Annotated in this window: 23 protein-coding genes and 1 pseudogene; 21 read left to right on the forward strand and 3 right to left on the reverse strand. The window is 69.6% G+C overall.

Translation table 11 applies throughout. The annotated features are described in order from the left end of the window. Positions 1-234 precede the first annotated feature (234 nt). From rodA to JHW41_RS03775, 5 genes are all read left to right on the forward strand, one after another. Positions 235-1,350, forward strand: a complete 1,116-nt coding sequence (gene rodA / locus JHW41_RS03755; protein WP_057949109.1) for a rod shape-determining protein RodA — start codon at positions 235-237, stop codon at positions 1,348-1,350. A gap of 116 nt (positions 1,351-1,466) precedes the next feature. Next, the gene (locus JHW41_RS03760; RefSeq protein ID WP_250449076.1) at positions 1,467-1,889 is read left to right on the forward strand and encodes a hypothetical protein; all 423 of its coding nucleotides are present in this window, start codon (positions 1,467-1,469) and stop codon (positions 1,887-1,889) included. A gap of 460 nt (positions 1,890-2,349) precedes the next feature. Further along, positions 2,350-2,646: a hypothetical protein gene (locus JHW41_RS03765; protein WP_057949107.1), complete on the forward strand. Its 297-nt coding sequence runs from the start codon at positions 2,350-2,352 to the stop codon at positions 2,644-2,646. A gap of 131 nt (positions 2,647-2,777) precedes the next feature. Then, positions 2,778-3,887: an FG-GAP repeat domain-containing protein gene (locus JHW41_RS03770; protein WP_250449077.1), complete on the forward strand. Its 1,110-nt coding sequence runs from the start codon at positions 2,778-2,780 to the stop codon at positions 3,885-3,887. A gap of 169 nt (positions 3,888-4,056) precedes the next feature. Beyond that, on the forward strand, positions 4,057-4,533 hold the full coding sequence (locus JHW41_RS03775) for a low molecular weight protein tyrosine phosphatase family protein (RefSeq protein ID WP_250449078.1): 477 nt from the start codon (positions 4,057-4,059) through the stop codon (positions 4,531-4,533). A gap of 77 nt (positions 4,534-4,610) precedes the next feature. Here JHW41_RS03775 and JHW41_RS03780 read toward each other — a convergent pair whose 3' ends face one another. After that, on the reverse strand, positions 4,611-6,887 hold the full coding sequence (locus JHW41_RS03780) for a hypothetical protein (protein WP_250449079.1): 2,277 nt from the start codon (positions 6,885-6,887) through the stop codon (positions 4,611-4,613). A gap of 86 nt (positions 6,888-6,973) precedes the next feature. Next, positions 6,974-7,291: a hypothetical protein gene (locus JHW41_RS03785; RefSeq protein ID WP_250449080.1), complete on the reverse strand. Its 318-nt coding sequence runs from the start codon at positions 7,289-7,291 to the stop codon at positions 6,974-6,976. Between the two features lie 239 nt (positions 7,292-7,530). Between JHW41_RS03785 and JHW41_RS03790 the strand changes: the two genes are divergently transcribed. After that, positions 7,531-7,875: a hypothetical protein gene (locus JHW41_RS03790; protein ID WP_250449081.1), complete on the forward strand. Its 345-nt coding sequence runs from the start codon at positions 7,531-7,533 to the stop codon at positions 7,873-7,875. Positions 7,876-7,908: 33 nt separating this feature from the next. On the opposite strand, the gene JHW41_RS03795 is transcribed toward JHW41_RS03790, so the two are convergent. Then, on the reverse strand, positions 7,909-8,406 hold the full coding sequence (locus tag JHW41_RS03795; protein WP_250449082.1) for a hypothetical protein: 498 nt from the start codon (positions 8,404-8,406) through the stop codon (positions 7,909-7,911). Positions 8,407-8,671: 265 nt separating this feature from the next. On the opposite strand from JHW41_RS03795, the gene JHW41_RS03800 reads away from it, so the two are divergent. The 15 genes and pseudogenes from JHW41_RS03800 to JHW41_RS03875 all read left to right on the forward strand — a co-directional run bounded on the left by JHW41_RS03800 (position 8,672) and on the right by JHW41_RS03875 (position 22,470). Then, positions 8,672-9,298 carry a HEAT repeat domain-containing protein gene (locus JHW41_RS03800; RefSeq protein WP_057949099.1) on the forward strand — a complete coding sequence of 209 codons (627 nt, stop codon included), beginning with the start codon at positions 8,672-8,674 and terminating at the stop codon, positions 9,296-9,298. A gap of 52 nt (positions 9,299-9,350) precedes the next feature. Further along, positions 9,351-9,860, forward strand: coding sequence for a YcxB family protein (locus JHW41_RS03805; protein ID WP_250449083.1), 510 nt, complete (start codon positions 9,351-9,353; stop codon positions 9,858-9,860). 57 nt (positions 9,861-9,917) lie between these two features. After that, positions 9,918-10,604, forward strand: a complete 687-nt coding sequence (locus JHW41_RS03810) for an SIMPL domain-containing protein (RefSeq protein WP_250449084.1) — start codon at positions 9,918-9,920, stop codon at positions 10,602-10,604. Then, positions 10,604-11,050: a hypothetical protein gene (locus JHW41_RS03815; protein ID WP_250449085.1), complete on the forward strand. Its 447-nt coding sequence runs from the start codon at positions 10,604-10,606 to the stop codon at positions 11,048-11,050. The genes JHW41_RS03810 and JHW41_RS03815 overlap by 1 nt, the downstream gene beginning before the upstream one ends. Before the next feature lie 20 nt (positions 11,051-11,070). After that, entirely contained in the window at positions 11,071-11,724 is a 654-nt protein-coding gene (locus JHW41_RS03820; RefSeq protein ID WP_250449086.1) for a DUF1801 domain-containing protein, read from the forward strand. Positions 11,725-11,770: 46 nt separating this feature from the next. Then, positions 11,771-12,178, forward strand: a complete 408-nt coding sequence (locus JHW41_RS03825; RefSeq protein ID WP_250449087.1) for a DUF1801 domain-containing protein — start codon at positions 11,771-11,773, stop codon at positions 12,176-12,178. Positions 12,179-12,411: 233 nt separating this feature from the next. Then, positions 12,412-13,317, forward strand: coding sequence for a hypothetical protein (locus tag JHW41_RS03830; protein ID WP_250449088.1), 906 nt, complete (start codon positions 12,412-12,414; stop codon positions 13,315-13,317). A gap of 60 nt (positions 13,318-13,377) precedes the next feature. After that, complete coding sequence (locus JHW41_RS03835) at positions 13,378-15,651, forward strand: XVIPCD domain-containing protein (RefSeq protein ID WP_250449089.1); 2,274 nt, start codon at positions 13,378-13,380, stop codon at positions 15,649-15,651. 286 nt (positions 15,652-15,937) lie between these two features. Next, the gene (locus JHW41_RS03840; protein WP_250449090.1) at positions 15,938-16,447 is read left to right on the forward strand and encodes a YcxB family protein; all 510 of its coding nucleotides are present in this window, start codon (positions 15,938-15,940) and stop codon (positions 16,445-16,447) included. Next, positions 16,447-16,938 (forward strand): GNAT family N-acetyltransferase, encoded by a 492-nt coding sequence (locus JHW41_RS03845; RefSeq protein WP_250449091.1) that lies wholly within the window; start codon positions 16,447-16,449, stop codon positions 16,936-16,938. Before JHW41_RS03840 ends, JHW41_RS03845 begins: the two co-directional genes overlap by 1 nt. Beyond that, positions 16,935-17,219: a cytoplasmic protein gene (locus JHW41_RS03850; protein WP_250449092.1), complete on the forward strand. Its 285-nt coding sequence runs from the start codon at positions 16,935-16,937 to the stop codon at positions 17,217-17,219. Before JHW41_RS03845 ends, JHW41_RS03850 begins: the two co-directional genes overlap by 4 nt. A gap of 7 nt (positions 17,220-17,226) precedes the next feature. Further along, positions 17,227-17,667, forward strand: coding sequence for a hypothetical protein (locus JHW41_RS03855; protein ID WP_250449093.1), 441 nt, complete (start codon positions 17,227-17,229; stop codon positions 17,665-17,667). Positions 17,668-18,025: 358 nt separating this feature from the next. Continuing rightward, positions 18,026-19,201 (forward strand): annotated as a pseudogene (mltB, locus tag JHW41_RS03860) (lytic murein transglycosylase B); the annotation flags it as partial. Positions 19,202-19,278: 77 nt separating this feature from the next. After that, complete coding sequence (locus tag JHW41_RS25935; protein WP_284499528.1) at positions 19,279-20,964, forward strand: septal ring lytic transglycosylase RlpA family protein; 1,686 nt, start codon at positions 19,279-19,281, stop codon at positions 20,962-20,964. A 264-nt stretch (positions 20,965-21,228) separates the two neighbouring features. Then, positions 21,229-22,470: a D-alanyl-D-alanine carboxypeptidase family protein gene (locus JHW41_RS03875; RefSeq protein ID WP_057949088.1), complete on the forward strand. Its 1,242-nt coding sequence runs from the start codon at positions 21,229-21,231 to the stop codon at positions 22,468-22,470. Positions 22,471-22,474 lie beyond the last annotated feature (4 nt).

Raw genomic sequence — 22,474 nt, forward strand, 5'->3', positions numbered from 1 at the left:
CTGGGCCAAGGCGGTGGCGATGGCCAACGCCCGCGTCGCCGCGCAGCCCGGCCACGTGCCGCAGGCCGCGGCCGGCGCCGAATCGGGCCTGCAGGCGAACCTGCCCGGCTACGTGCCGCCGCCCGAACCGGCCGGCGACGGCGCCGCGGCGCCCGCGCGCCACGACGACGCCCTGATCGAACCCAACCTCGACCCTGAAGACGACGACGTGAGCCCGACCGTGGAGCCGCAGCGGTGAGAGTGATCCTGCGCTACCTGTGGGACCTGGGCCTGCGCTTCACCCGTACCCTCGACCTGATGATGCTGGCCGCGCTGCTCGCGCTGATGGTCATCGGCCTGGCCGTGCTCTACAGCGCCGGCGAACATTCCACCCGCATGGTGTTCGCCCAGGGCTCGCGCTTCGCCGTCGGCCTGGCCGCGATGTGGGGCCTGTCGCGCATGTCGATCACCCAACTGCGCAACTGGACCCCGGTGATCTACGCCGTGTCGATGATCCCGCTGCTGGCCGTGCTGGTGATCGGCACCGGCAAGCACGGCCGCCACTGGATCGACCTGAAAGTCTTCTATTTCCAGCCGGCCGAGCTGCTGAAACTGAGCCTGCCGATGATGGTGGCGTGGTACCTCAACCGCCAGCAACTGCCGCCGAAGTTCCTCAACGTGCTGGTCGCCGGCGTGCTGATCGGCGCGCCGACCGTGCTGATCCTGCTGCAGCCCGACTTCGGCACCGCGATGCTGGTAGGCATCAGCGGCGCGTTCGCGCTGTACCTCGCCGGCCTGTCGTGGTGGTGGTTCGTCGCCGCGTTCGGCGCCGTCTCCGCGATCGCCCCGGTCGCCTGGTTCTGGCTGCTGCGCCCGTACCAGAAAGACCGCATCCTGACCTTCCTCAACCCCGAGACCGACCCGCTCGGCACCGGCTGGAACATCATCCAGTCCAAGATCGCCATCGGCGCCGGCGGCATGACCGGCAAGGGCTGGCTGCAAGGCTCGCAATCGCACCTCAACTACCTGCCCGAACACACCACCGACTTCATCTTCGCCGTGCTCAGCGAGGAGTTCGGCTGGGTCGGCGTGATCACCGTGCTGGCCCTGTACCTGTTCGTCGTCGGCCGCTGCCTGTGGATCGCCGCGGGCGCGCGCGATGGCTACTCGCGATTGATCGCCGGCGCGTTGGGGCTGGCGTTCTTCGTCTACGTGATCGTCAATGGCGGCATGATTTCCGGGTTGCTGCCGGTGGTCGGCGTGCCGATGCCGTTGTTGAGCTATGGCGGTACCTCGGCGGTTTCGTTGCTCGCCGGGTTGGGGGTGGTCATGGCCGTACGCGCTCATAAACCGGTGCACGGCGGCCGCTAATCCGCATGGCCTCCCTGTAGGAGCGGCGTCCCACGGGGATTACCTTCGGTCACAAGCCGCGACCGCGAACCCGCAAGAACGACGCAACCCCAACCGCCCACTGCAAGGAGCAACCGATGGGCTGCGACATCGACCTGTACGCCGAGCGCCGGGACAACGAAGGTCTTTATCGTCCACTGAGCACCTCAGGACTGTTGAGCCACCGCAACTACTGGCGCTTCAGCTTCCTCGCCGGCATCCGCAACTCCTTCAACGTCGTCCCGATCAGCGAGCCGCGCGGCTTGCCCGTCGACGTCAGCCGCGAAATCGCCGCCGCCTGCGAGCGCCAGGAAGGCGACGCGGTGGCGCAGTCGTGGTTGAGCCTGGAAGAACTGCTGGCGTTCGACTACGACGCCCCACTGCGCTTTCGCGAAGGCGGCCGCGGCGACAACTGCACCGAGGCCACCTATCGCGAATTCCTGGACGCGGACTTCGTGAGCGAGTTGCGCGAACTACAGGCCCTGGGCGCCGAGCGCATCGTCTTCTGGTTCGACGGCTGAGCCGCGCCCGAAGCTCCCTGCAGGAGCGGCGTCAGCCGCGACCGCGAACCGCGCCGCCCTGCGTGAGTCCGATCCAGACGATACGTCCAGGCCGGATGCCAAAGCGCGTCCCGACATCCTGGCTTCCCGTTCGCCTTGCCTGCGCATAGGCTCATCGGTCGCGGCGGCTCTGCCGAGCCCTTCATCGGACAGCGCATCGCCCGCCAGCCGCCGTGCTGATTGGGGATGATCCTGGCAGAAGCGCGCATTCACCGACGACTCGCTCCAGCTTTGCGTGGAGACCAATTCGTTTGCTCGCTCGATCAAGCGACGCTCGGTTTCGCCGGTTCCCCATTCGTCTCTGTCGCCGCTTGCGCAGGCCCGTCCCGACCGGGGAAGATCGGCAGACGGCAAGCGCCGCGGATGCGGCGCCTGGACGAACGCAACCCCATCGAACCGAGCCGGCAACCCACCCACCGTCATGAACCAGATCGGCAGCTTCGCCCTGTTCGCCATGTTCTGGCTGGTTTGTGGCGCCTTGTTGTTCGCCGAAGGCAAACCGCCGCTGGCGATCCTGGCCGGCCTGGTCTTCATGACGCTGCCCTATTTCGCCTCGAAATGGGTGCAGGACCGCCACGCCGCCAGGGCTGCGGCCGCGCGCAAGACCGCTGGCCGGGCGAGCGGCCTCGCTGGCTCGCTGGTGCGCGACATCGGCATCGCAGCGCTGGCAGGGGCGGCCTGCCTCGGGCTGGCCTTGTGGGCGTTGCTGGGGTTCTGACCTGCGCGTCCGTGTTTCACCGCACCCGGGATGTCGCGCCGATGTCCCCCGCCGAAAGGTAGATTCCGCCGGCCGAGGAATGGCTACCATCGGCTCGCCCACTCCCGGGCAAACCAAGGATGCAGGACGCAATGGACTACAAAGCCATCAAAACTTTGGCTTTCATGGCGGGCATGATGCCGAGTATCGCTGCCGCGAGCGGGTACACCTTGCAGCCGCTTTCCACGACCCCGGTCAACGGCGCGGCCACGTCGGTCGTCGTCGAGGATTTCAACGCGGACGGGCGCAAGGACGTCGCCGTGCTGTCGACGTACAACCGCCAATACCACTACATCAGCGTGTTTCTGCAGAACGCAAGCGGCGGCCTGTCGAGCCCGACGGTGCATACCTTCGATCCGGCTCGCGCGCGGGCGCTCGCGACGACCGATCTGAACCACGACGGCATCAAGGATTTCGTCGTCGCCCATGCGGAAGGCGTGACCTTGCTGACGGCGAACGGCTCGGGCGGGTTCGCGGCGCACACGCAGGCCGGCCAGTCGTGGAACCTGGAGTTGGCCGTCGCCGATTTCGACCATGACGGCAATGTCGATGTGGCCAACATCGACGATGTGTCGAATGTCATGGTGCTGTTCGGCGATGGCCTGGGCGGGGTCGCTCGAAGCAGCCAATTCGCCGGCACTGGAACTGCGGGAATCGACTTCCAGGCGGGCGATCTGAACGGCGACGGCTGGTCGGACCTGGCGTTCACCGACGGCAGCAACGGCGTGTACGTCGCCTACAACGATGCGAGCGGAGGTTTTCTGCCGCCGTCGGAACTGTCCGACCGGCCGGCCAACAATCTGGTGGCCGCCGATATCGACGGCAGCGGAAACACCGACCTGGCCGCTACCGGTTCCACGTCTGCCAATCCCAAGAGCGTTTTCCTGTTCTTTCAGCGCACATCGGGGCAGTTGTACCTGGACCACACGCTGCCGACCAACGGGACCTTCGGCGCCGTGTCCGCGGCGGACCTGGACCGGGATGGAAAGACCGACCTCTTCGCCGCGCCGTTTGGTGGAAACGCTTTGGAGTATTACCTGCAATCCAGCCCGATGGCCTGGGTGAAGAAAACGGTCGCCACCCCCGACAGCGGATACGACCTCGCGGCCGGCGACATCGATGGCGACGGGTGCACGGATGTCGCGATCGCGGACTATTACCAGGATCTCGTATTGCTCAAGGGTCACGATTGCGCCCTGTAAGGCGGTTCTCCGTCGCGCCAAGCCGGTACAGTTTCCGGCTTGGCGTTTCTGCGGTTAACGCGCAATTGCCGCAGAAACCGTTTGCACTGCCAAGAATATCTCGGCTGCGGTCTGTGAGCCTGTCGAGTTCTCACAGACCGTTCCATGGCCCGACTCAGTTGCGTATCTCATGAAAGAAGACCGCCTCAAAACCAAAGAAAAGCGAGAGAAGAACTGGAAGCTGCTCTATCTCCGGTCGGAAAAGCTCGCGCGCGCCAAGCAACTCGGCATCGACTACCCGAACCCATCGAGCCAGCACGAGATCGAGGACGACGAACCCCTCAACGTCCTCTTCATCTGTAGCCGCAACCAATGGCGTAGCCCGACGGCTGAAGCCGTGTGGCGTAATCACCCGGACCTGCGCGCTCGATCCGCCGGCACCAGTCCCAACGCGCGCCGGCGCGTGTCCGCCGACGACATCCGTTGGGCCCACGCCATCTTCGTCATGGAAAACAAGCATCGGTCCAGGCTGCAGGCCGAGTTCGGCCGCGTCGTCGCCAACAAGCCCGTGCATGTGCTCGATATCCCGGACGAGTATCAGTACATGGACCCGGAGCTGATCGATCTGCTCAAGGCCTCGGTCGGCTCGATCCTCGGGCTACCGTAGGCTCTTGCCTTCGACTCTGGTGCTGGCCGTCTCCGCGTTCGCCCGCGCCTGCGCAAGCACCGTTCGAGGCGAGCATCTCACCCGCCGCGCCCAGGCCCGCGCTCCGTCGTGAACTTCACGGCCCGTTTCGCAACGCCTCCGCTCCACTGGGTTTGCACCATCAACTCGTGACGCCCCTCGGCGGGCGCGTCGAGCCAGCGCTCGCGGCCGTGCCCGATCTGGACGCCGTCGAGCCACCACGTCAGCCTATCGTCGGGCAGCGGCTGGCCGGCGCTGTCGGTGAGGTTGCCTTGCAGCTGCATCGGACGGCCGACACGGAACGTCCTGCCGCTGGACGGGCTGACGATGGCCAGCACCGGCTCGCGCTCGGGCAGGTCCACGTCGACCGGTTCGGATTCGCCGGAGTGGAAGCCGTCGTGCGCGATCAGTCGGACCTGGATGCGATTCGCCGGCAGGCCTTGCAGCGGCAGGCGTGCCTGGTTGCCGCGCAAGCCGACAGACAAGCCATGCCATGCGTCCTTGTTGTCGCGGCGCCATTGCGCCCAGACGTCCTTGATGTCCGCAGCATCGAGCTTCCATTCCAGCGCGAGTTCCTGCTCGCCGCTCACCTTCACTGCCACATGCGTAAAGCGCGGCGGCTGCGCGCTAGCCTTGCGACTCCAGCTCTGCTTGTCCGGCCCATCGATCCGCAGCGACGCACCCGGCGCTACGTTGCGCAGATAGGCCCGAAACGCGAACGGCGGCGCGTCTTTGTCGCGATGGTCATGGCCGCCGCCGCAGCAACATCCGCCGCCTTGGGGTTCGCGCCGCATCAGTACCGCGCGCGACAGCACGCCGCCGTGCTCGTCCAGCAGTTGCGCGCTCCATTGGGTCGGCACGCCCAGCGCGGGCGCGGCCACCTCGATGCGCGCGACGGATTCGACTTCGATGCGTCCATTCTCCAGCACCCGGCCCTGCACGGAGATCACCGGCGTCATGCGCCATTCTGGGCCTTGGTAGCGCCACGGCGGGTCGGGCCACCACAGGTGTTCGAGGTTGAACGGCCGCTCCAGCGGCGGCACCAAGGGGAAATCCGGCGGCAACCACTCCGGCGCCAGCCGCGGATGGCTGAGTAGGCGACGATGCTGGTACAGCGACATCCAGCGTGGCCGGCAATAGCTCATGTAGTCGGAGATGAGCTGGGGGTCGTGGATCGTGCCGTCGCGGATGTCCAGGCCGAATTCGCCGATCGAGGCCGACGCGTACGGCTCATAGGTCGGATAGTCGGCATCGGTGTCGCCGGCGGCGCCGCACGGGGTGTGCTGGAAACCGTAGCCGTGCCCGGTTTCGTGCAGGAAGGTCTGCTCGTTGCCGACCGCGGCTGCGCCCAGTCCGTCGTCGCCGCAGCCGGGCACGCCCAGCGGTATGCCGGCCGGCAACAGGCCGTAGTACACGACGTCGTCGCGATTGCCGTCGTTGTCGCGCAACAGCGACATTTCGTCGAGCAGGTCGTTCCAGTTGTCCGAGCACTTTCCCGGCGCGACGCGCGCGTCGTCCAGCGGCTTGGACCAGGTCATGTTCGCGCAGACCGCGAACGAGCCGATGGCCTGCACCGGCATCGCCGCCAGCGCGGTCGCCGCGGTGCTTTGCAGATCCGCGAGCGTCGGCGCCGCCAAGGTTAATCGCGTCACCGGCGCGTTCGGCGTCGCCGGCGCCGAGGTGCTGTCGCCGTCGTAGGCGACCAGAATCCCGCGCACGCGCAGCGTTTGCACGAGGCGTACGCTGACTTCCACCGACTTCTCGCTGCCGTCGTGGCCGGTCAGGCGCGCGGTCAGGCGCAGCGTTCCGTACAACTCGTTGGCCGGTATCACGAAGTTCAGGCTGCGGCCGAGGTCGCCGCGCTCGGTGCGGTAAACGGGCAGCTGTTCAGCGCTGACCGGGCCGCCTTGCGGCGTGTGGGTGCCGACCGGCTCGTAGTCGCGCAAGCGATTCCGGCGCGACACCTCCAGCGTCCCGGTGACGTTGACGATATTGCCCAACAAGCCCGAGCGCACATACACGCGCACCCATGCGGCCTTGAACGCCACCAGTTGCACCGAGTTGTCGGCGCCGCGGTCGGCCGCATCGGTCAGGTGCTCGTTCGCACGGTAATACTGGATGGCTTGGGTGACTTCGATACCGCTCACCCGCGCCGACCACAGGCGATAGCGGTCGACGAAGGATTCCTGCCACGCGCGTTGGATGCCGGTGGCGATCTGGTCGAGCAGACGGGGAGGCATGGCAAGGTCCTTTTGCGGGATGCAGGTGACGCCACTGGGTACAACGCGGGCATTCCGGCCTACCGGACATCCGGCAGGCGTGCAACGCTGCAACACCGCCGCGGCGAAACAGGAGGCGCAGCGGACTTGCGCAAGTCCATCGCGCCTCCTGTTTCGCGTTGTCGTTGAACGGGCTAACGGCCTTACTTGCTCTCGACCGCGGCGACCGGCCGCTCAGCCTTCGCCAACTCCTCCACGACCGCCGGCCAGGCCGAGTCCTGCGGATACAGCGCCGAGCGCAGATACGCCCAGCTCAGCCGTTGCATATCGGCCAGACGCTGCGGATCTTCGTCCGTCGTTTCCTTCGCGTCGTAGCCGCTGATGCCGCCGTACAGATGCTCGGCGCCGAACACGGTCAACAGCGTCTTCGGCGCCGGGCGCAAGCGGTAGGCGTCGGCGCGCCAGTCTCGCCGCTCCAAGAAGAACGGGTGGAAATCCTTGTCGCCGGCGACGACCAGCATGGGGCGGGTTGAAGCACCACGGCCGGCCGGTACGGCGGCGTTGCGTCTCGGTGCCGTAGCGGTCGCTTGGGGGCGGTAGTCCGTTTCAGCGAGCGCCGCACGCCATCGCGGCTGCGCGCGTTGCCGCTGGCCCGGCCCTGCGGCCGCTGGCCCCCCGATTCCCCCACTCGACAGATAAGTCCCGCGCCGTGGGCGCCCCGGCGATAGCGTGCGATGGCATTCCCATCGAGGCTCCGCCCATGCTGACGCCGAGCGATTTCATCCAGGCCCTGCGGCCGGCTTTCATCGTCTATGCGTTGGCCATGGCCTCGACCGGCGCGGCGCTGCGGTTCGCGCCGGACGATGCGCGGCAGTCGCGGGCGCGCACGCCCGCGGCGCTGCATCTGGTCGAAACCATGCCGTTGTCGCTGGCCGCTGCGTTCGACCAGCAGCGCGCTGCGACGGCAGCGCGGACGGGCGGGCGGCTGCCGGCCGGGTTCCGCGTCCACGCAGGCAACTGCGCCGCGTCGGCCACCGAGGTCTTGCCCGCGCAGGCGGCCGCTCACGGCGCATTCGTGGCCGGCGCGTTGGCCGGCCTGCCTTGACCGTCGCCGGGAGGCGCGCGCCGCCGCTGCGGATCAGTAGCCGCCGCGGCCGAGGAAGCTCGATCCGATCGTGCACTGCTTGCCGCAGGAGTTGCACTTGCTCTCGGCCGCCTTGAACGTGGCTTTCTCGCTGTCCGACAGCTTGGCGACCTCTTCGCCGAACTCCTTGGAACCGACGCGCGCGCGGTGCATCAGGCGCTCGGTGACCGGAGTGGCCTCCATCGCCAGTTCGTACATGCCGTCGCAATGCTTGTAGCAGAAGCCGTCGTGCACCGAGACGGTTTCGCGCGCGCCGACCACGCCGGCCTTGATCATGAGGTCCTTGCAACTCCTCGACGCCTCGGAAAGGTAGCTGTTCATGGCGCAATAGCCGTCCTTGCAACTCATGCCGACATCGCATTGGGCGATGGTGTTGGCGTCTTCGCCGCAGGCGCCGCCGAGTTGGCGGGTGACTTTGTTCTTGGCGGCCGCGTCGGCGGCCAGCAGGGCGGCGATCAGGAAAGCGCAAAAGGCGAGAGTGCGTCGGCTCATGGTCTGCTCCGTGGAGGAAAAGACGGACGGCGCGCGCCGCGACTGCGGCTTGGGGGACGACGGCGCTTGCGCGCGGGGACTGGCCTTGCGATGGACGGCGGCAGGCGCCGCCGTCGCCGCGATCTTAGGAGTGCGGCGACCGCGGCGAGTGTGATTGGCGTTGCATCGTGAGGGGCGGTGAGGCGGCCGCGCGCCGCGGGCTCCGGCGGCGCGCGCTTTTCGCTAAGCTGGCCGCCAGCGCCCGCACGGAGGCCTTCGCGCCGCCATGACCGACCTCAGCATCGAGACCACCCGTTTTCGCGAATGGGCCGGGGCCGGCATCGTTCCGCGCGAAGGGCAATGGGAATGCGACTACAGCCAGTGGCCGGCCTGGCACCGAGCGGTGCTGGCCTGGGTGCAGGGGCGCCATCCGCGCGGTTGGTCGGACGCGGAGGTCGGCCACGTGCTGTACGCGATCGCCCGCGACAACGACGCGCAATACCTGGTTCGCGAGATCCGCCGGCTGCGTCCGGGGACGCTGCGCTTCCTGGCGCGCGCCTCGCTCGCCCACGGCGAGATCGACGCGCGCTGGCAGTTGGCGGTGGAGTTGGGGCACCTGGGCGGGGACGAGGAAGCGCAGGCGCTGCTGTTCGCGCTGGCCAGCGATCAGGACGAGTACGTGCGCCGCCGCGCGACCCGCTCGCTGGCCGGCCTGGGCGTGCGCGCGGCCGAGGAACTGGCCTGGGCGGCGTGGCATCGGCCGGACGAATACCAGGAGTGGGCGCGGATGTCGGCGCTGGAGTGCTTGCGCGAGCTGCAATCGCCGCGGTTCGAGGCGTTGCTGGCGGAGGGGCTGCGCGACGAGCGGCCGTTTTTGCGCCAATTCGCCGAGCGGCTGCAGAATGCGCGGTAGCGGCCGCGCACAGCGGCCGACCCGCCCGCTCTGACTGGATGGATCCGGCCCGATGGAACACGCTCAGGAAATCCGCTTCTCGCTGGCGTTCGGCTACTGGGACCGCGCGCGCGCCACCCTGGCGCTGATCGCCGAACGCCCGGTCAGCCTGTGCATGGCGCTGCTGTGGCCGCTGTGCGGCGTCGGCCTGGCGGCGTTCGCGCTGGTCAAGGGCCGGCCGATCACCGGCGAACTTGCCCTGGCCATCGCGCTGCTGTTCGCGTTCGTCCCGGCGATGGTGCTGCTCGGTACGGCGATGACGCACTACTTTCATCGCCAATCCCGCGAGCCGTTCACCTACACCTTCGACGGCGAAGGCATCCACGTCGCCGCGGTGACCTACGACTTCACCCACAAGTGGCCGGCGATCTTCAAGGTCAAGCGCAAGCGCTGGTTCCTGATGTTCTTCTTCTCGCCCGGCTGCGCGCACTGCATTCCGTTCCGCGCGATTCCCGACCCCGCGGTGCAGGCCGCGCTGGTGTCGATGGCCGCGGCGCACGGCGCCGACGTGCGCTCGGCCTGAAGCCGGGCGTCCGATCCGATCCACCGCGACACTCCCGCCCTCCCACTGGATACCCGAATGTCCATGCAGCCCGACCGCATCGAAACCCAGGTCGTCCGCGACGCCTGGGTCAAGCCCATCGGCATCGCCTTGCAGGTCCACGTCGTCGGCACCGCTTCGGTCGGTTCGATGGCGGCGGTGCGCAAGAGCAAGGAACTGGTTGCGATCCAGGAGCTGATGCGCGGCCTCGGCGTCGGCGATGACAAGATCCGCATCGACTCGCTGACCTTCGCCGCCGGCGAACGCTGGTTCTCCGGCTCCTCGGTCGAGATCGACCTGGAGATCCGCGAAGTGCCCGCTCAGTCGGTGCCCGAGGCGCTGGGCGGGCTGGCCTCGCTCAAGGGCGTGTCGCTGCGCGGCATGCGCCGCGAGTACGGCGCCCTCAGCGCCGAGCGCGACGAATTGCTGCGCGCCGCGGTGGCCGAATCGATGCGCCAGGCCCGGTTGATCGCCGATGCCGCCGGGCTGCGGCTGCGCTCGGTGCACAGCCTGTCGCAGCAGTGGGGCGAGCCGAACGACGACAACGACCACGCCTACCCGATGGCGCGCGGCGCGCGCGCCAAGCTGTCGGTCAGCGCTGACGACATGAAGGGCTATCAGCTGGTAGAGAATCACGAAGGCAAGCTGAGCCTGACAGTGCGGATGGAGTTGCGCGTCGGCGAGTTCGGCGAGGCGATCGGCGGCACCGAATCGGGAGGCGGCTGATGCGCTGGCTGGCGATCGTCGCGTTGTCGATCTTCTCGCCCGCGGCGTTCGCCCTGAGCATCGTCTGCGCCGATCACGGTTATCCCAAGGAACTGCCCGATCCGATCCGTTATGAGGTCTCCGAACATCCGGCCACGGATGCGGACGACGCCAAGACCGAAGTCGAGTATTTCGTACTGCTGGCCAAGCAGGTGGACGGCAAGGACCTGGACGTTGCGCGGATGGAGGTGCTCGACGGCGATGAGGTGGTGTTGTCGACGGGGTTGCGTACCCACGCGCATGAGGTCGTGGGTTGGGGCGATACCTATTTCGCAGTGGTGCGCACGACCGACACGCGCCGCAGGATCCGGATCGTGGCGACCTACGATCCGGTCTGCCGCGTCACCTTGCGGCAAACGCTGTCGCGGGATCACGCCGACGCCGAGGCCGCGCCGGGCAAGCGCTGAGCGCGTCCGTCCGGCGGCCGATGATCTTCGCCGCCGACGCGGTCGCGCCCTGGCGTTGCGAAAAGGGGTATCGTCCGGCCCTGTTAGGCCTCTCGGTGGGAGCGCTGGCGATGACCGCAAAGACGTCCAAATCCGCAGCGAAGGCCGCGGCCAAGCCGGCTGCAAAGCCGGCGACGAAGACGGCAAAGGCGAAGGCCGGCAAGCCGGCCGACGAAACGCCCGCGTCCCGGCGCAAAGCCGCGGCCGCGAAGCCCGGCAAAGCCGCGGCTCCCGGGCCGCGATTGCTCTCCGGCGGCAATCCGCAGATCCCCAAGGGCTACGGCGACGCGCCGGTCCAGGCCTATCTCGACGCCGTCCCGGGCTGGAAGCGCGAGATCGCCCGCCGTCTCGATGCGCTGGTCGAGCGCACCGTGCCCGGCGTGAGCAAGGCGGTGAAGTGGAACACGCCGCTGTACGCGGTGGAGGAGGGCCATTGGTTCCTCGCCATGCATTGCTTCGACCGTTATCTCAAAGTCACCTTCTTCCGCGGCGCGGCGCTGGACCCGCCGCCGGCGCACGCATCGAAGATGGCCGACGTGCGTTATCACCATATCCACGAGCACGATCCCTTCGACGAGGCGCGACTGGCCGATTGGATCGCGCAGGCCAGCCGCCTGCCGGGCGAGCGCATGTGAGCGCCGCCGGCTCCGAAGTTTCGACCACGACCGCAGGAACCAGCGCATGAGCAAGAACACCGGCGCGGACGCCGCGCCCACCGATGTCGCCGCATCGCGGCTGATCGACGAACGCATCCAGGATCTCGCCGACTGGCGCGGCGAGACCTTGGCCCAGGTGCGCAAATTGATCCGCGAGGCCGATCCGCAGATCGTGGAGGAGTGGAAGTGGCGCGGGGTGCCGGTGTGGTCGCGCGGCGGCATCGTGTGCACCGGCGAGACCTACAAGAGCGCGGTCAAGCTGACTTTCGCCAAGGGTGCGTCGCTGCCGGACCCGAAGGGCTTGTTCAACGCCAGCCTCGACGGCAACACCCGGCGCGCGATCGACATCCACGAAGGCGACAAGATCGACGGCAAGGCGCTGCAGGCGCTGGTGCGCGCGGCGATCGCCTTGAACGCGTCGAAGAAGAAGTAACCGCCGCGCGCGCCGCGGCGCTTCGCGCACCGGGTGGCCGGTGCCGGCCGTCTCCGGCCGCGCGGATTGCGGCCGCATGACTGGCGCCGGCGCCCGCCACCGATGCTGAATGCGGGGTCGCGTCGCGGTTCAGGCGGTTTCATAGTCCGTCCATCAGCGCCTGCGGCCCCGCGGCGCGTTCCGCTGCGTTTTCTGGCTAGACTGCGCGCGGATCAACGCACCCACGGACGAGCATGCGCTACCCCATCTACGCCGCCCTGCCGCTCGCGCTGCTGCTGGCGGCCTGCAAGCCGGCCGCTTCCGCCGCCGATGCGGCCGCCGCGGCCAAGGCCGCGCCCGCCGCACCCGCGCCGGCACCTGCCGCAGCCAAGGCGCCCGAAGCGACCCCGGCGCCGGCCGCCGCGCCGGTCGCGCCGACGCCTGCGGCGACCGTCGCCGAACCCGAGATCGCCAAGTCCTTCTCCAAGGACATGACCTACAGCGACCTGCGCAAGCGCCTGCTCGGCGCCGGTTGGCTGCCGCTGCGCGATCCCGATTGCCGCGGCAACGTCGGCGGCGAGGCGCGGGTCTGCACGTATCTTCCCGAAGTCGAAGGTTGCAGTTCCGACGGCTACTGCAAGATGTGGTTCGCCAACCGCGACCTCGGCCTGCGCGTGCGGGTCGGCACCTACGGCCCCAACGACCGCGGCAACACCCTCGGCAACGGCACCGCCACCGCGGTGCGCTACTGGGAGTTCGTTGGCCTGGATGCGCCGGTCGCGGCGGCGTGCCCCTCGCGCGATTTCGACCAGTTCCTGACCCGGTTCGCGGCCGATCCGGCGCTGGCGCGCCAGTTCACCGCGCCGCTGGTCAAGGTGGTGGAGCTGCGCTCGGACGAGGACGGCGACGTGCCGCAGCCGGTGTATGTGCTGGGCTCGGCCTATCGCGGCTTCAATGTGCGTTATCAGAACGGCGCCTACCACTTCGTCTACGAAGGCCAGCCGGACAAGCAGCCGCTGAAATTGAACGTGTCCAAGCAGGGCGCGAACGCGCGCCTGGTCGCTTACCGGCTCAACATGTCCGAAGGCAATTCGTACCGTTTCGAAGACAAGGGCGGTTGCTGGAGCCTCACCGAAGACCCCGAGCCGCCCTCGCCCTGAGGCGCGCGGCCGGCCCGCATTCAACCACCACCGGACTCACCAAGGATCAGGAGAGCAGTCATGAGCGGAAGGTACCGCATCAGCGAGAGCGTCGACCGTCATGGCGGGCGCGAGGACGTGCACAGCTTCGAAGACCTGGAAAAGCACCATCCCAGCGCCGGGCGCGAGGACGGGCGCGACTACGAGGTCATCGGCGGCAAGCTCGAGGAAGTCCGCCATCTGTCCGACGGGCGCACCTTCATCAAGAAGGATTTCATCCTCTCGCAGGACACCCCGGGCCCGGTCAACATTCCTTCGCCGGTCGCCGGCTACGTGCACCGTCTCAACGACGGCACCAACACCGTGCAGATCTACGATCGCCCGTTCGGCGAGGCCGGCGCGGTGCGGCTGGGCCAAGTGCTGCACATGGCCCACGGCTCGACCTTGCCCGAAGGCGCGCGCGTGGAGTACGGCCAGCCGCTGGGGCGCATGGGCGATGTCGGTTCGCCGGGGTCGATCCATGCCCACGTCGAAGTCGAGCGCGGCCAGTTCCAGAACTACGTGCGCGACATCGACAACGGCACCATCCAGCCGGGCACGATCTCGCCGATGCGCGACGGCGTGCTGCGCCGCGGCGAGCAAGGCGCCGAGGTGACCCAGTTGCAGGAAGCGCTGAACCGCAACGGCGCGCAGCTGCCGACCAACGGCGTGTACGGCCCGCAGACCGAGGCGGCGGTGTCCGCGTACCAGCGCTCCAAGGGGCTGGAGCCGGTCGACGGCATCGCCGGCCCGCGTACGCTGCAGTCTCTGGGGATCGCGCCGCAGGCGCAGGCTCCGGCGCCCGCGGCGCCTGCCGCGCCCGCTCCGGTCGCGCCGACGCCTGCCCCGGCGCCCGCGCCGGCCGCGACTACTCCGACGCCGACGCCAACTCCGAGCCCGACTCCGGCGACGCCCACGCCGGCGACGTCCGCCGCGCCCGCCGTCGCCGCGGCCACGCCGCAGTTCCGCGACAGTCCGCTCAGCGCGCTGATCTCCGGCGGCGAGGGCGGCTACAACTCGTTCAACCGCGGCCGCGCGGGCGACGCCAACGGCGCGCAGATCGACTTCTCGAACCTGACCGTCGGCGAAGTCATGCGCCGCCAGCGCCTGCACGAGACCAACCCGGGCCATCGCGACGAGCTGTTCGCGGTCGGCAAGTACCAGATGGTCCCGGGCACGATGCGCGAGACGGTGGAACGGCTCGGCATCGACCCGAACGCGCGTTTCACCCCGCAGCTGCAGGAGCGCATGTTCGCCGACTACCTGGTCGACGAAAAACGTCCGCAGGTTCGCGCGTTCATCACCGGCGACGGCAATCCGCAGTCGCTGCGCGGCGCGCAGCTGGCGCTGGCGCAGGAGTTCGCCAGCGTCGCCGATCCGAACACCGGACGCAGCTATCACGACGGCGTGGGCGGCAACAGTTCCTCGATCACCGCGGCGCAGTCCGCGGCGGCGCTGACCCAGATGCGCGAGCGCTACCAGCAGAACCTGCAGAGCGGGATGTCGGCCAACGAGGCGTATCGCGAGGTCTCCACCGGCGATCGCAACAGCGGCTATCCGTCCGTGCTCGGCGGCGCGTTGCGCGAGGGCCGCGGCCGGCCCGACGACGTGCGCGAACTGCAGGCCGCGCTGAACCGCAACGGCGCCCAGTTGCCGGTCACCGGCACCTTCGACCGCCCGACCACCGACGCGCTCAAGGCCTTCCAGCGCAGCCACGACCTGGAGGACGACGGCATCGCCGGCGCCAAGAGCCTCAACGCGCTGGGCATCGGCCAGCCGGTCCAGGGCCAGACGCAAACCGCGCCCGCGCCGGCGCGCGAGCAGCCGCAGGGCGCGACGCCGGCTCCCGCTACCGCCGCGCCGGGCGCGACGCCGGTCGCGCCGACGCCGCAGACCCGCGGCGCGGTCGAGCCCACGCCGATCCGCCCGGCCGCGCCGCTGCTGTCGGATGCGAACCATCCCGACAACGGCATGTACCGCCAGGCCGTCGCCGGGCTGGAAAAGCTCGGCCCGCAGGCCGGCTTCGGCGGCGACCGCGACAAGCTCGAGCGGGCCGCGGCGACGATGGTGTACGAGGCCAAGGTCAGCGGCTTCGACAAGATCGACCACGTCGTCGCCAGCGCCGACGGCCAGCGCCTGTTCGCGGTGCAGGGCGAACTGCAGGACCCGAGCCACCGCCGCGTCGTCGCCGACAAGGCCCAGGCGGTCGGACCGTCGGTCGAGCAGACCACCCAGGCGCTGGCCCAGGACGTGCCGGCCAACGCGCCGCTGCGCCAGGATCCGCAGCAGACCCAGGCCAAGGCCATGGCGCAGTAACGCCCCGCGCGCCGCGCCGTCCTGCGCGGGCGGCGCGGCGGCGTGGCGGCGCGGGTCCGCCGCGGTGCGCGTCGGGCCGCGGCGCGGCTCGGGCCGCAACGTTTCCGGCCGATGCCGCTCACCACGTACACTCGCCTGCGCAGGCGGCGCGGATCGCGCCCGCCCGCGCATCGCCTCGCGATCGCGTCGCCCCCGTGGGCGCCGCGCGCGCGTCGGCGTTGTTTCCGCACGGGCGCGGGTCCTTGCCGCCGCTCCGAACGTTTTCGCCTTTCTCCGACCGTATTCGATGCCATCTGCCCAGGACATCCGCTGTTCGTTCGCCTTCACCCCCTGGGAACGCGTCCGTCTCGCCGCGGTGCTGACCTTCCAGCGCAAGCTGTTCCTGGCGTTCGCGCTGGCGTGGCCGGCGGTGGGCCTGATCCTGGCGATCCTCGCCCTGGCCGGCGGCGTGCCGGTCGGCGCGCCGCTGTGGCGCATGATCGGCTTGTGCATCGTGTTCATCCCGGTGCTGCTGGCGCTCAGCGCCGCGGCCGGTTTCCTGGTCCGTCGCGGGCCGCGGGAGCCGTTCAACTACGTGTTCGACCACGCCGGCGTGCACGTGTCCACCTCCGCGTTCGCGCACACCCATCCGTGGTCGGCGATCGTGCGGGTCAAGCGCAGCCAGGGCTTCGTGCTGCTGTTCTTCGCGCCGCGCCAGGCGCACGCGATTCCGCTGCGCGCGCTGGCCTCGCCGCAGGACGAGCAGGCGCTGGTCGCGTTGGCGCAGGCCGCCGGCGTGGGCGCGCCGCGGGCCTGATGCATATCCGCGCGCTGCGGCCGGACGAGGCGCCGGCGCTGCTGGCGATCTTCCGCGCCGCCGTGCGCGTAACCGCCGCGCGCGACTACGCGCCGGAGCAGATCGAAGCCTGGTCGCCGGCGCAGTGGCCGCCGGCGCAATGCGAGCGCTGGATCGAGCGGGTGCGCGCGCTGCACCCGTTCGTGGCCGACATCGACGGCGTCGCCGCCGGCTACGCCGACCTGCAGGACGACGGCCTGATCGATCATTTCTACGTGTCGCCGGACTTCGCCCGCCGCGGCGTCGGCGCCGCGCTGATGGCTCACCTGCTCGCGCTGGCACGCGAACGCGGGCTGCGCGTCGTGCATTCGAACGTCAGCCGCACCGCGCAGCCGTTCTTCACCCGTTTCGGATTCGACATCGTGGCGCAGCAACGGCCGGTGGTGCGCGGGGTCGAAGTGCCGAATGCGCGGATGCGCGCGGTGTTGGGCGAACCGGACGTTCCGCGATGAGTTTCGACCTCGACCGCGCCCATCGGCACAGCGCCGGCCATCGCGCCGAGTTGCTGGCCAGCGAGCGCTGCGGCTGCTTCTATTGCCTGGCCGTGTTCTCGCCGCAGGCCATCGACGAATGGATCGACGCGGACGCCGACAGCGACGACGACGAGGCCGGCACGACTGCGCTGTGCCCGGTCTGCGGCATCGATGCGGTGATCGGTTCGGCGGCCGGTTTTCCGCTGCAGCGCGAATTCCTGCAGGCGATGCGCGCGCGCTGGTTCGGCGGCATGGACTGACGCCGCCATGGACGCCGCCTTCCTCGCCGCCACCGGCACCCTGCGCTACAGCCCGCAACTCGGCCACGGCGGCCACACCCGCCGCGACGGCGGCAGCACGCTGTGGTGGCTGATCGTGGACTGCGATCCGGAGCTGGGGCGCTACCTGCGCCATCAGTTCCTGCTCGGCCATCGACGCACGCGCCAGTTGCAGAGTCCGCTGTGGGGCGCGCATATCTCGGCGATCCGCGGCGAGCGGCCGCCGTTGGAGGCGCTGTGGAAGCGCTGGGACGGGGCGACGGTGGCGTTCGAGTACGACCCGGCGGTGCGTGAGACCGACGGGTTCGTGTGGTGTCCGGTGCGCTGCGAGCGCCTGTTGGCGTTGCGCGAGGAACTGGGGTTGCCGCGCGAGCCGCAGCCGGCCTTGCATCTGACCATCGGCAATAGCCGGGTGGGCGGAGTGGAGTGAGAGGTTGGGGCGGCGCGGGGCGCTGAGCGGAAAGCGTCGGGACTGAAGTCCCTCCCACAAAAGCTTGGGAAGTCCTTCCCACACAAGCGGAAGTCCTTCCCACACAAGAGGGAAATCCCACCCACAAAGCGGGAAGTCCTTTCCTACAAAAGCTCGAGGTCGCTCCTGCGGACGCACTGAGGACGATCCCGTGCGATCCGGGGCGGGCGGGCCGGGTCGGGGAGAAAAGTGGCCCGCTGTTCATGTTTCTGTGCCGGCCGGAGGCGCCCGCACTTCGCAAACCCTACATGAATAAAATCGGTTAAGTCCCGAAATGCCAAGGTTTTTTGCCCCGCAATCGCGTGCTACTCTCGCGCCGATGACCCGACGCCATACCGCCCGTTGCGCCTTGTTCGGCGCGCTCACGATCGCGTTGGCCGCCTGCGCTACGCAGGCGCCGATCGCGCCCATCGCTTCGGCCCAGGCCGCCCCGCCGGCGACCCCGGCGTCCCGGCCCGCCGCTCCGGCCGCGCAGGCCCCGGCGCCGGTCAAAGCGGCCACGCCCGTGGTCGGCACGCCCGCGCTGCCCGAGCCGGTGGTGCAGATGCCGCTGGAGCAGGCCCGCGCCCAGTTCGTCGCCAACACCGCGATCCAGTACGGCCTGGAGCCGGCCTACATCGAATCGGTGCTGGCCAAGGCGCAGATCAAGGACGCCATCGTCGCGGCGATGGCGCGGCCGGCCGAAGGCAAGCCGTGGCGCGATTACCGGCCGATCTTCATCACCCAGGCGCGCATCGACGGCGGCAAGGCCTTCCTCGCCGAGCATCGCGCGCAGCTCGAGCGCGTGCAGGCGCAGACCGGCGTGCCGGCGGAGATCATCGTCGCCATCGTCGGCGTCGAGACCAGCTTCGGCAAGAACACCGGCAAGTACAACGTGGTCGATGCGCTGTACACGCTCGCCTTCGCCTATCCGCGCAGCGGCGACCCGGCCAAGCTCGATCGCGAGAACCGCCGCGAGGCGTTCTTCCGCGGCGAACTCGGCCAGTTGTTCGCGCTGGGCAAGGAAGAGGGCATCGACATCACCACCCTCACCGGCAGCTACGCCGGCGCGATGGGCTGGGGCCAGTTCATGCCGTCGAGCTACCGCGAGTTCGCGGTAGACGGCGACAACGACGGCAAGCGCAACCTGTTCACCGACCTCGACGACGTGTTCGCCTCGGTCGCCAACTACTTCGTCAAGAAGGGCGGTTGGGTGCGCGGCGGCCCGGTGGTCGCGCGCGCCGGCCGCGATCCGAGCGCGCCGGACTTCGTGCCGGAGAACATGGATCCGGTGTACTCGCTGACGGACCTGGCCGCGCGCGGCTACCGTCCGCTGACCCCGGTGGCGCCGACCGAGACCGCGACGCTGCTGAATCTCGACGGGGTCAACGGTCCCGAATACTGGCTCGGTTTCCGCAACTTCTACGCGATCACCCGCTACAACATCTCCAAGCATTACGGCATGGCGGTGTATCAGTTGGCGGAAGCGATCGCCGGACGGGAGAATCCCTTGGCCACCGCGACCGCACCCGCTGTCCCCGCCGCGCCCGCCGCCGCGCCGGCGCCCGCCGCCAAACCCCAGGCGCCGCGCCCGTGAGCGCGGCCGGCCCGAAGCGGCCGTCGATCGATTGGATCGGACGGCTGGTCGTCGCCGCGCTGCCGCTGGCCCTCGCGGCTTGCGCCAGTTCCCCGAAGAAATCCAGCTCGCAGGCGCACGCGCTGCCCGACCGCGACCGCGTCCACAGCTCGGCCCTGGCCCACTCCGGCGGACGCAAGAAATCGCCGTACGCGGCGGCCCAGGAAGACCTCAGCAAGCGCGGCAACTACAAGGCCGGCGGCCTGTACGCGCCGGGGGTCAAGGACACCACGCCGGACTACATCCCCGACGTCGATTCCATTCCCGAGCCCGAAGTGGTCGCCGAGGCGCGCTCGCAGTTCGGCAACCGCTCGCCGTACGTGGTGCTGGGCAAGTCCTACAAGGTGCTCGACTCGCACGACGACTACGTCGAGACCGGCACGGCGTCCTACTACGGCCAGAAATTCCACGGCCGCCGCACCTCCAACCTGGAGGTGTACGACATGTACGCCTTCACCGCCGCGCACAAATCGCTGCCGCTGCCGAGCTTCGCCCGGGTCACCAACCTGGACAACGGCAAGGCGGTGACGGTGCGGGTCAACGACCGCGGCCCGTTCCACGACGGCCGCGTGATCGACCTGAGCTACGCGGCCGCGGTCAAGCTGGGCATCACCCAGCGCGGCACCGGCCGGGTCGAGGTGCGCGCGCTGCATCCGGGCGAAGCGCCGCCGCCGATGTACGCCAGCGCCGCCAACAATCCGCCGCCGGCGCCCGCCGCCGCGCCGCCCAAGACCCCGAGCGAGAAAACGCCGAGCGCGATCGACCGGTTGGTCTCGGCGATGCCGATCGCCAGCGCCAACGCCGGCGAACTGCCGCCGGGCGTGCGCATCGCCACCGGCAAGCCGACGCCGATGAACGCGGCGTCCGCGCCGGTCTCGGCCGCGCCGGTCAAAACCACGGTCGCGACCGGCAAGCCGGCGCCGGTCGCGGCCGAGCCGGCCAAGACCACGGTGGCCACCGGCCAGCCGGCGCCGGCCAAGACCGTCGCCAGCGCGCAGCCGGCCGCCGCGGCCGGCAAATCCGGTCCGCACGACTACCGCTTCGACATGATGCAGAACGGCAAGTCGATGACTGCGGACGAATTCGACGCCTGGATGAAATCGCGCCAGGTGCGCGTCGCCACCGGCCAGCCGGTCGCGCCGGCGCCGGCGAAGGCGCTGACCAAGGCCGAGAAGCGCGCGCTGGAGAAGCAGCAGCGCGAGCAGCAGAAACTGCTGGCCAAGCAGCAGAAGGAACAGCAGCGCGCCCTGGCCGAGGCCGAGAAGGCGGCGAAGAAGGCCGGCAAGGCCGCGCCGGCCACCGCCGTCGCAGCCGCCTCGCAGACCGCATTGCCGGCGCCGCCGGCCGCGCCGCCGCCGCCGAGCCCGGCCAAGGCCGCCGCGGTGGTCGCCGCCGCGACCCCGGCCGCGGGCGACGTGACCCTGCAGGTGGCCAGTTTCTCCGCCCGCAGCAACGCCGACCGCGCCCTGGGCATGCTGCGCGGCGCCGGCATTTCCGCGGCCCGGCTGCTCGACGGCAACTCCTCCAGCGGCCAGAAGATCTGGCGCCTGCGGGTCGGCCCGCTGCAGGCCGATGCCGCGCCGGAACTTGCGGCCCGCATCGTCGGTCTGGGCTTCGGCCAGCCGCAGCGCGTGCGCGACTGAGCGCCGCGCAGGCGGGCAGGGCGGCCGGGAACGGCGGCGTCCGGCCTACGACCGACTGAACCCGCCCTGCCGGCCGAACCGGCCGGCGGCTGCAAGCGCCGCGCATCTCAGGCACGATGCACGGCTCGCGGACCGCGGCAGGAAGGCACGGTCCGGCCACTTTCGACGGTGGCCGCCAGGACGGCGGCGCCGACCTCCAAGCCTTGCGGCCGGCACGGTACCGGTCCCGGAGACAGTTCAACGATGAGTTCCCGCTTTAAGAGAATGGCCCCGCGCGCGGCCGCCTTCGCCGCGCTGACCTCGGCCTTCCTCGCCACCGCCGTCGCCGGCCTGGCCTCGGCCCAGGCGCCCGCGGCCAAGCCCGCCGCCGCTGCCGCCACCCCGGCCGCCGCGCAGCCGCCGGCCAGCGATTCGCTGCCGGTCCCGCCGCCGCCGCAGATCGCCGGCACCGCGTGGGTGCTGATGGACGCCGCCAGCGGCAACATCCTGGCCAGCCATGAGCCCGACATGCGGGTCGAGCCGGCCAGCATCACCAAGGTCATGACCAGCTACGTGATCGCCGCCGAGATGGCCGGCGGCAAGGTCAAGGACACCGACCAGGTGATGATGACCGAGAACGCCTGGCGCAAGGGCGGCGCGGCCACCGACGGCAGCTACTCCGGCTTCGAGGTCAACAAGACCGCGCCGCTGGTGGAGATGGAAAAGGGCATGGTGGTGCAGTCCGGCAACGACGCCGCGATCGCCCTGGCCGAGCACGTCGCCGGCAGCGAGGACGCCTTCGCCGCGCTGATGAACCAGTACGCCGCGCGGATCGGCCTGAAGAACAGCCACTTCATGAACCCGCACGGGCTGTCGCAGGAGAACCACTACTCCACCGCGCACGACCTGGCCCTGCTCGGGCGCGCGCTGATCCACGACTTCCCGACCGCGTACTCGTACAACAAGATCAAGGAACTGAAGGTCGGGCCGATCACCCAGCCCAACCGCAACCTGCTGCTGTGGCGCGATTCCTCGGTCGACGGCATCAAGACCGGCCACCACTCCAAGGCCGGCTATTGCCTGATGGCCTCGGCCCAGCGCGGCGACCAGCGCCTGATCTCGGTGGTCATGGGCTCCAGCTCCGAAGCCCAGCGCGCCAGCGACAGCCAGGCCCTGCTCAACTGGGGCTTCCGCTTCTTCGAGACCCACAAGCTCTACGACGCCGGCAAGGCCATCGCCAAGCAGAAGGTGTGGAAGGGGCAGAGCGCCGAAGTGCAGCTCGGCGTCGCCGAACCGCTGCTGGTGACCGTGCAGCGCGGCAAGTACCCGCAGCTCAAGCCGAGCATGGACGTGCCCAAGACCCTGGTCGCGCCGATCAAGAAGGGCCAGGCCATCGGCATGGTCAAGGTCATGCTCGACGGCAAGGTGGTCGCGCAGCGCCCGCTGGTGGCGTTGGCCGCGGTCGAGGAAGGCGGCTTCTTCAAGCGGCTGTGGGACGAGTTCTGGATGTGGTGGGAGTCGGACTGAGCTT

This window comes from Lysobacter enzymogenes, assembly GCF_023617245.1.
Taxonomy (GTDB): Bacteria; Pseudomonadota; Gammaproteobacteria; order Xanthomonadales; family Xanthomonadaceae; genus Lysobacter; species Lysobacter yananisis.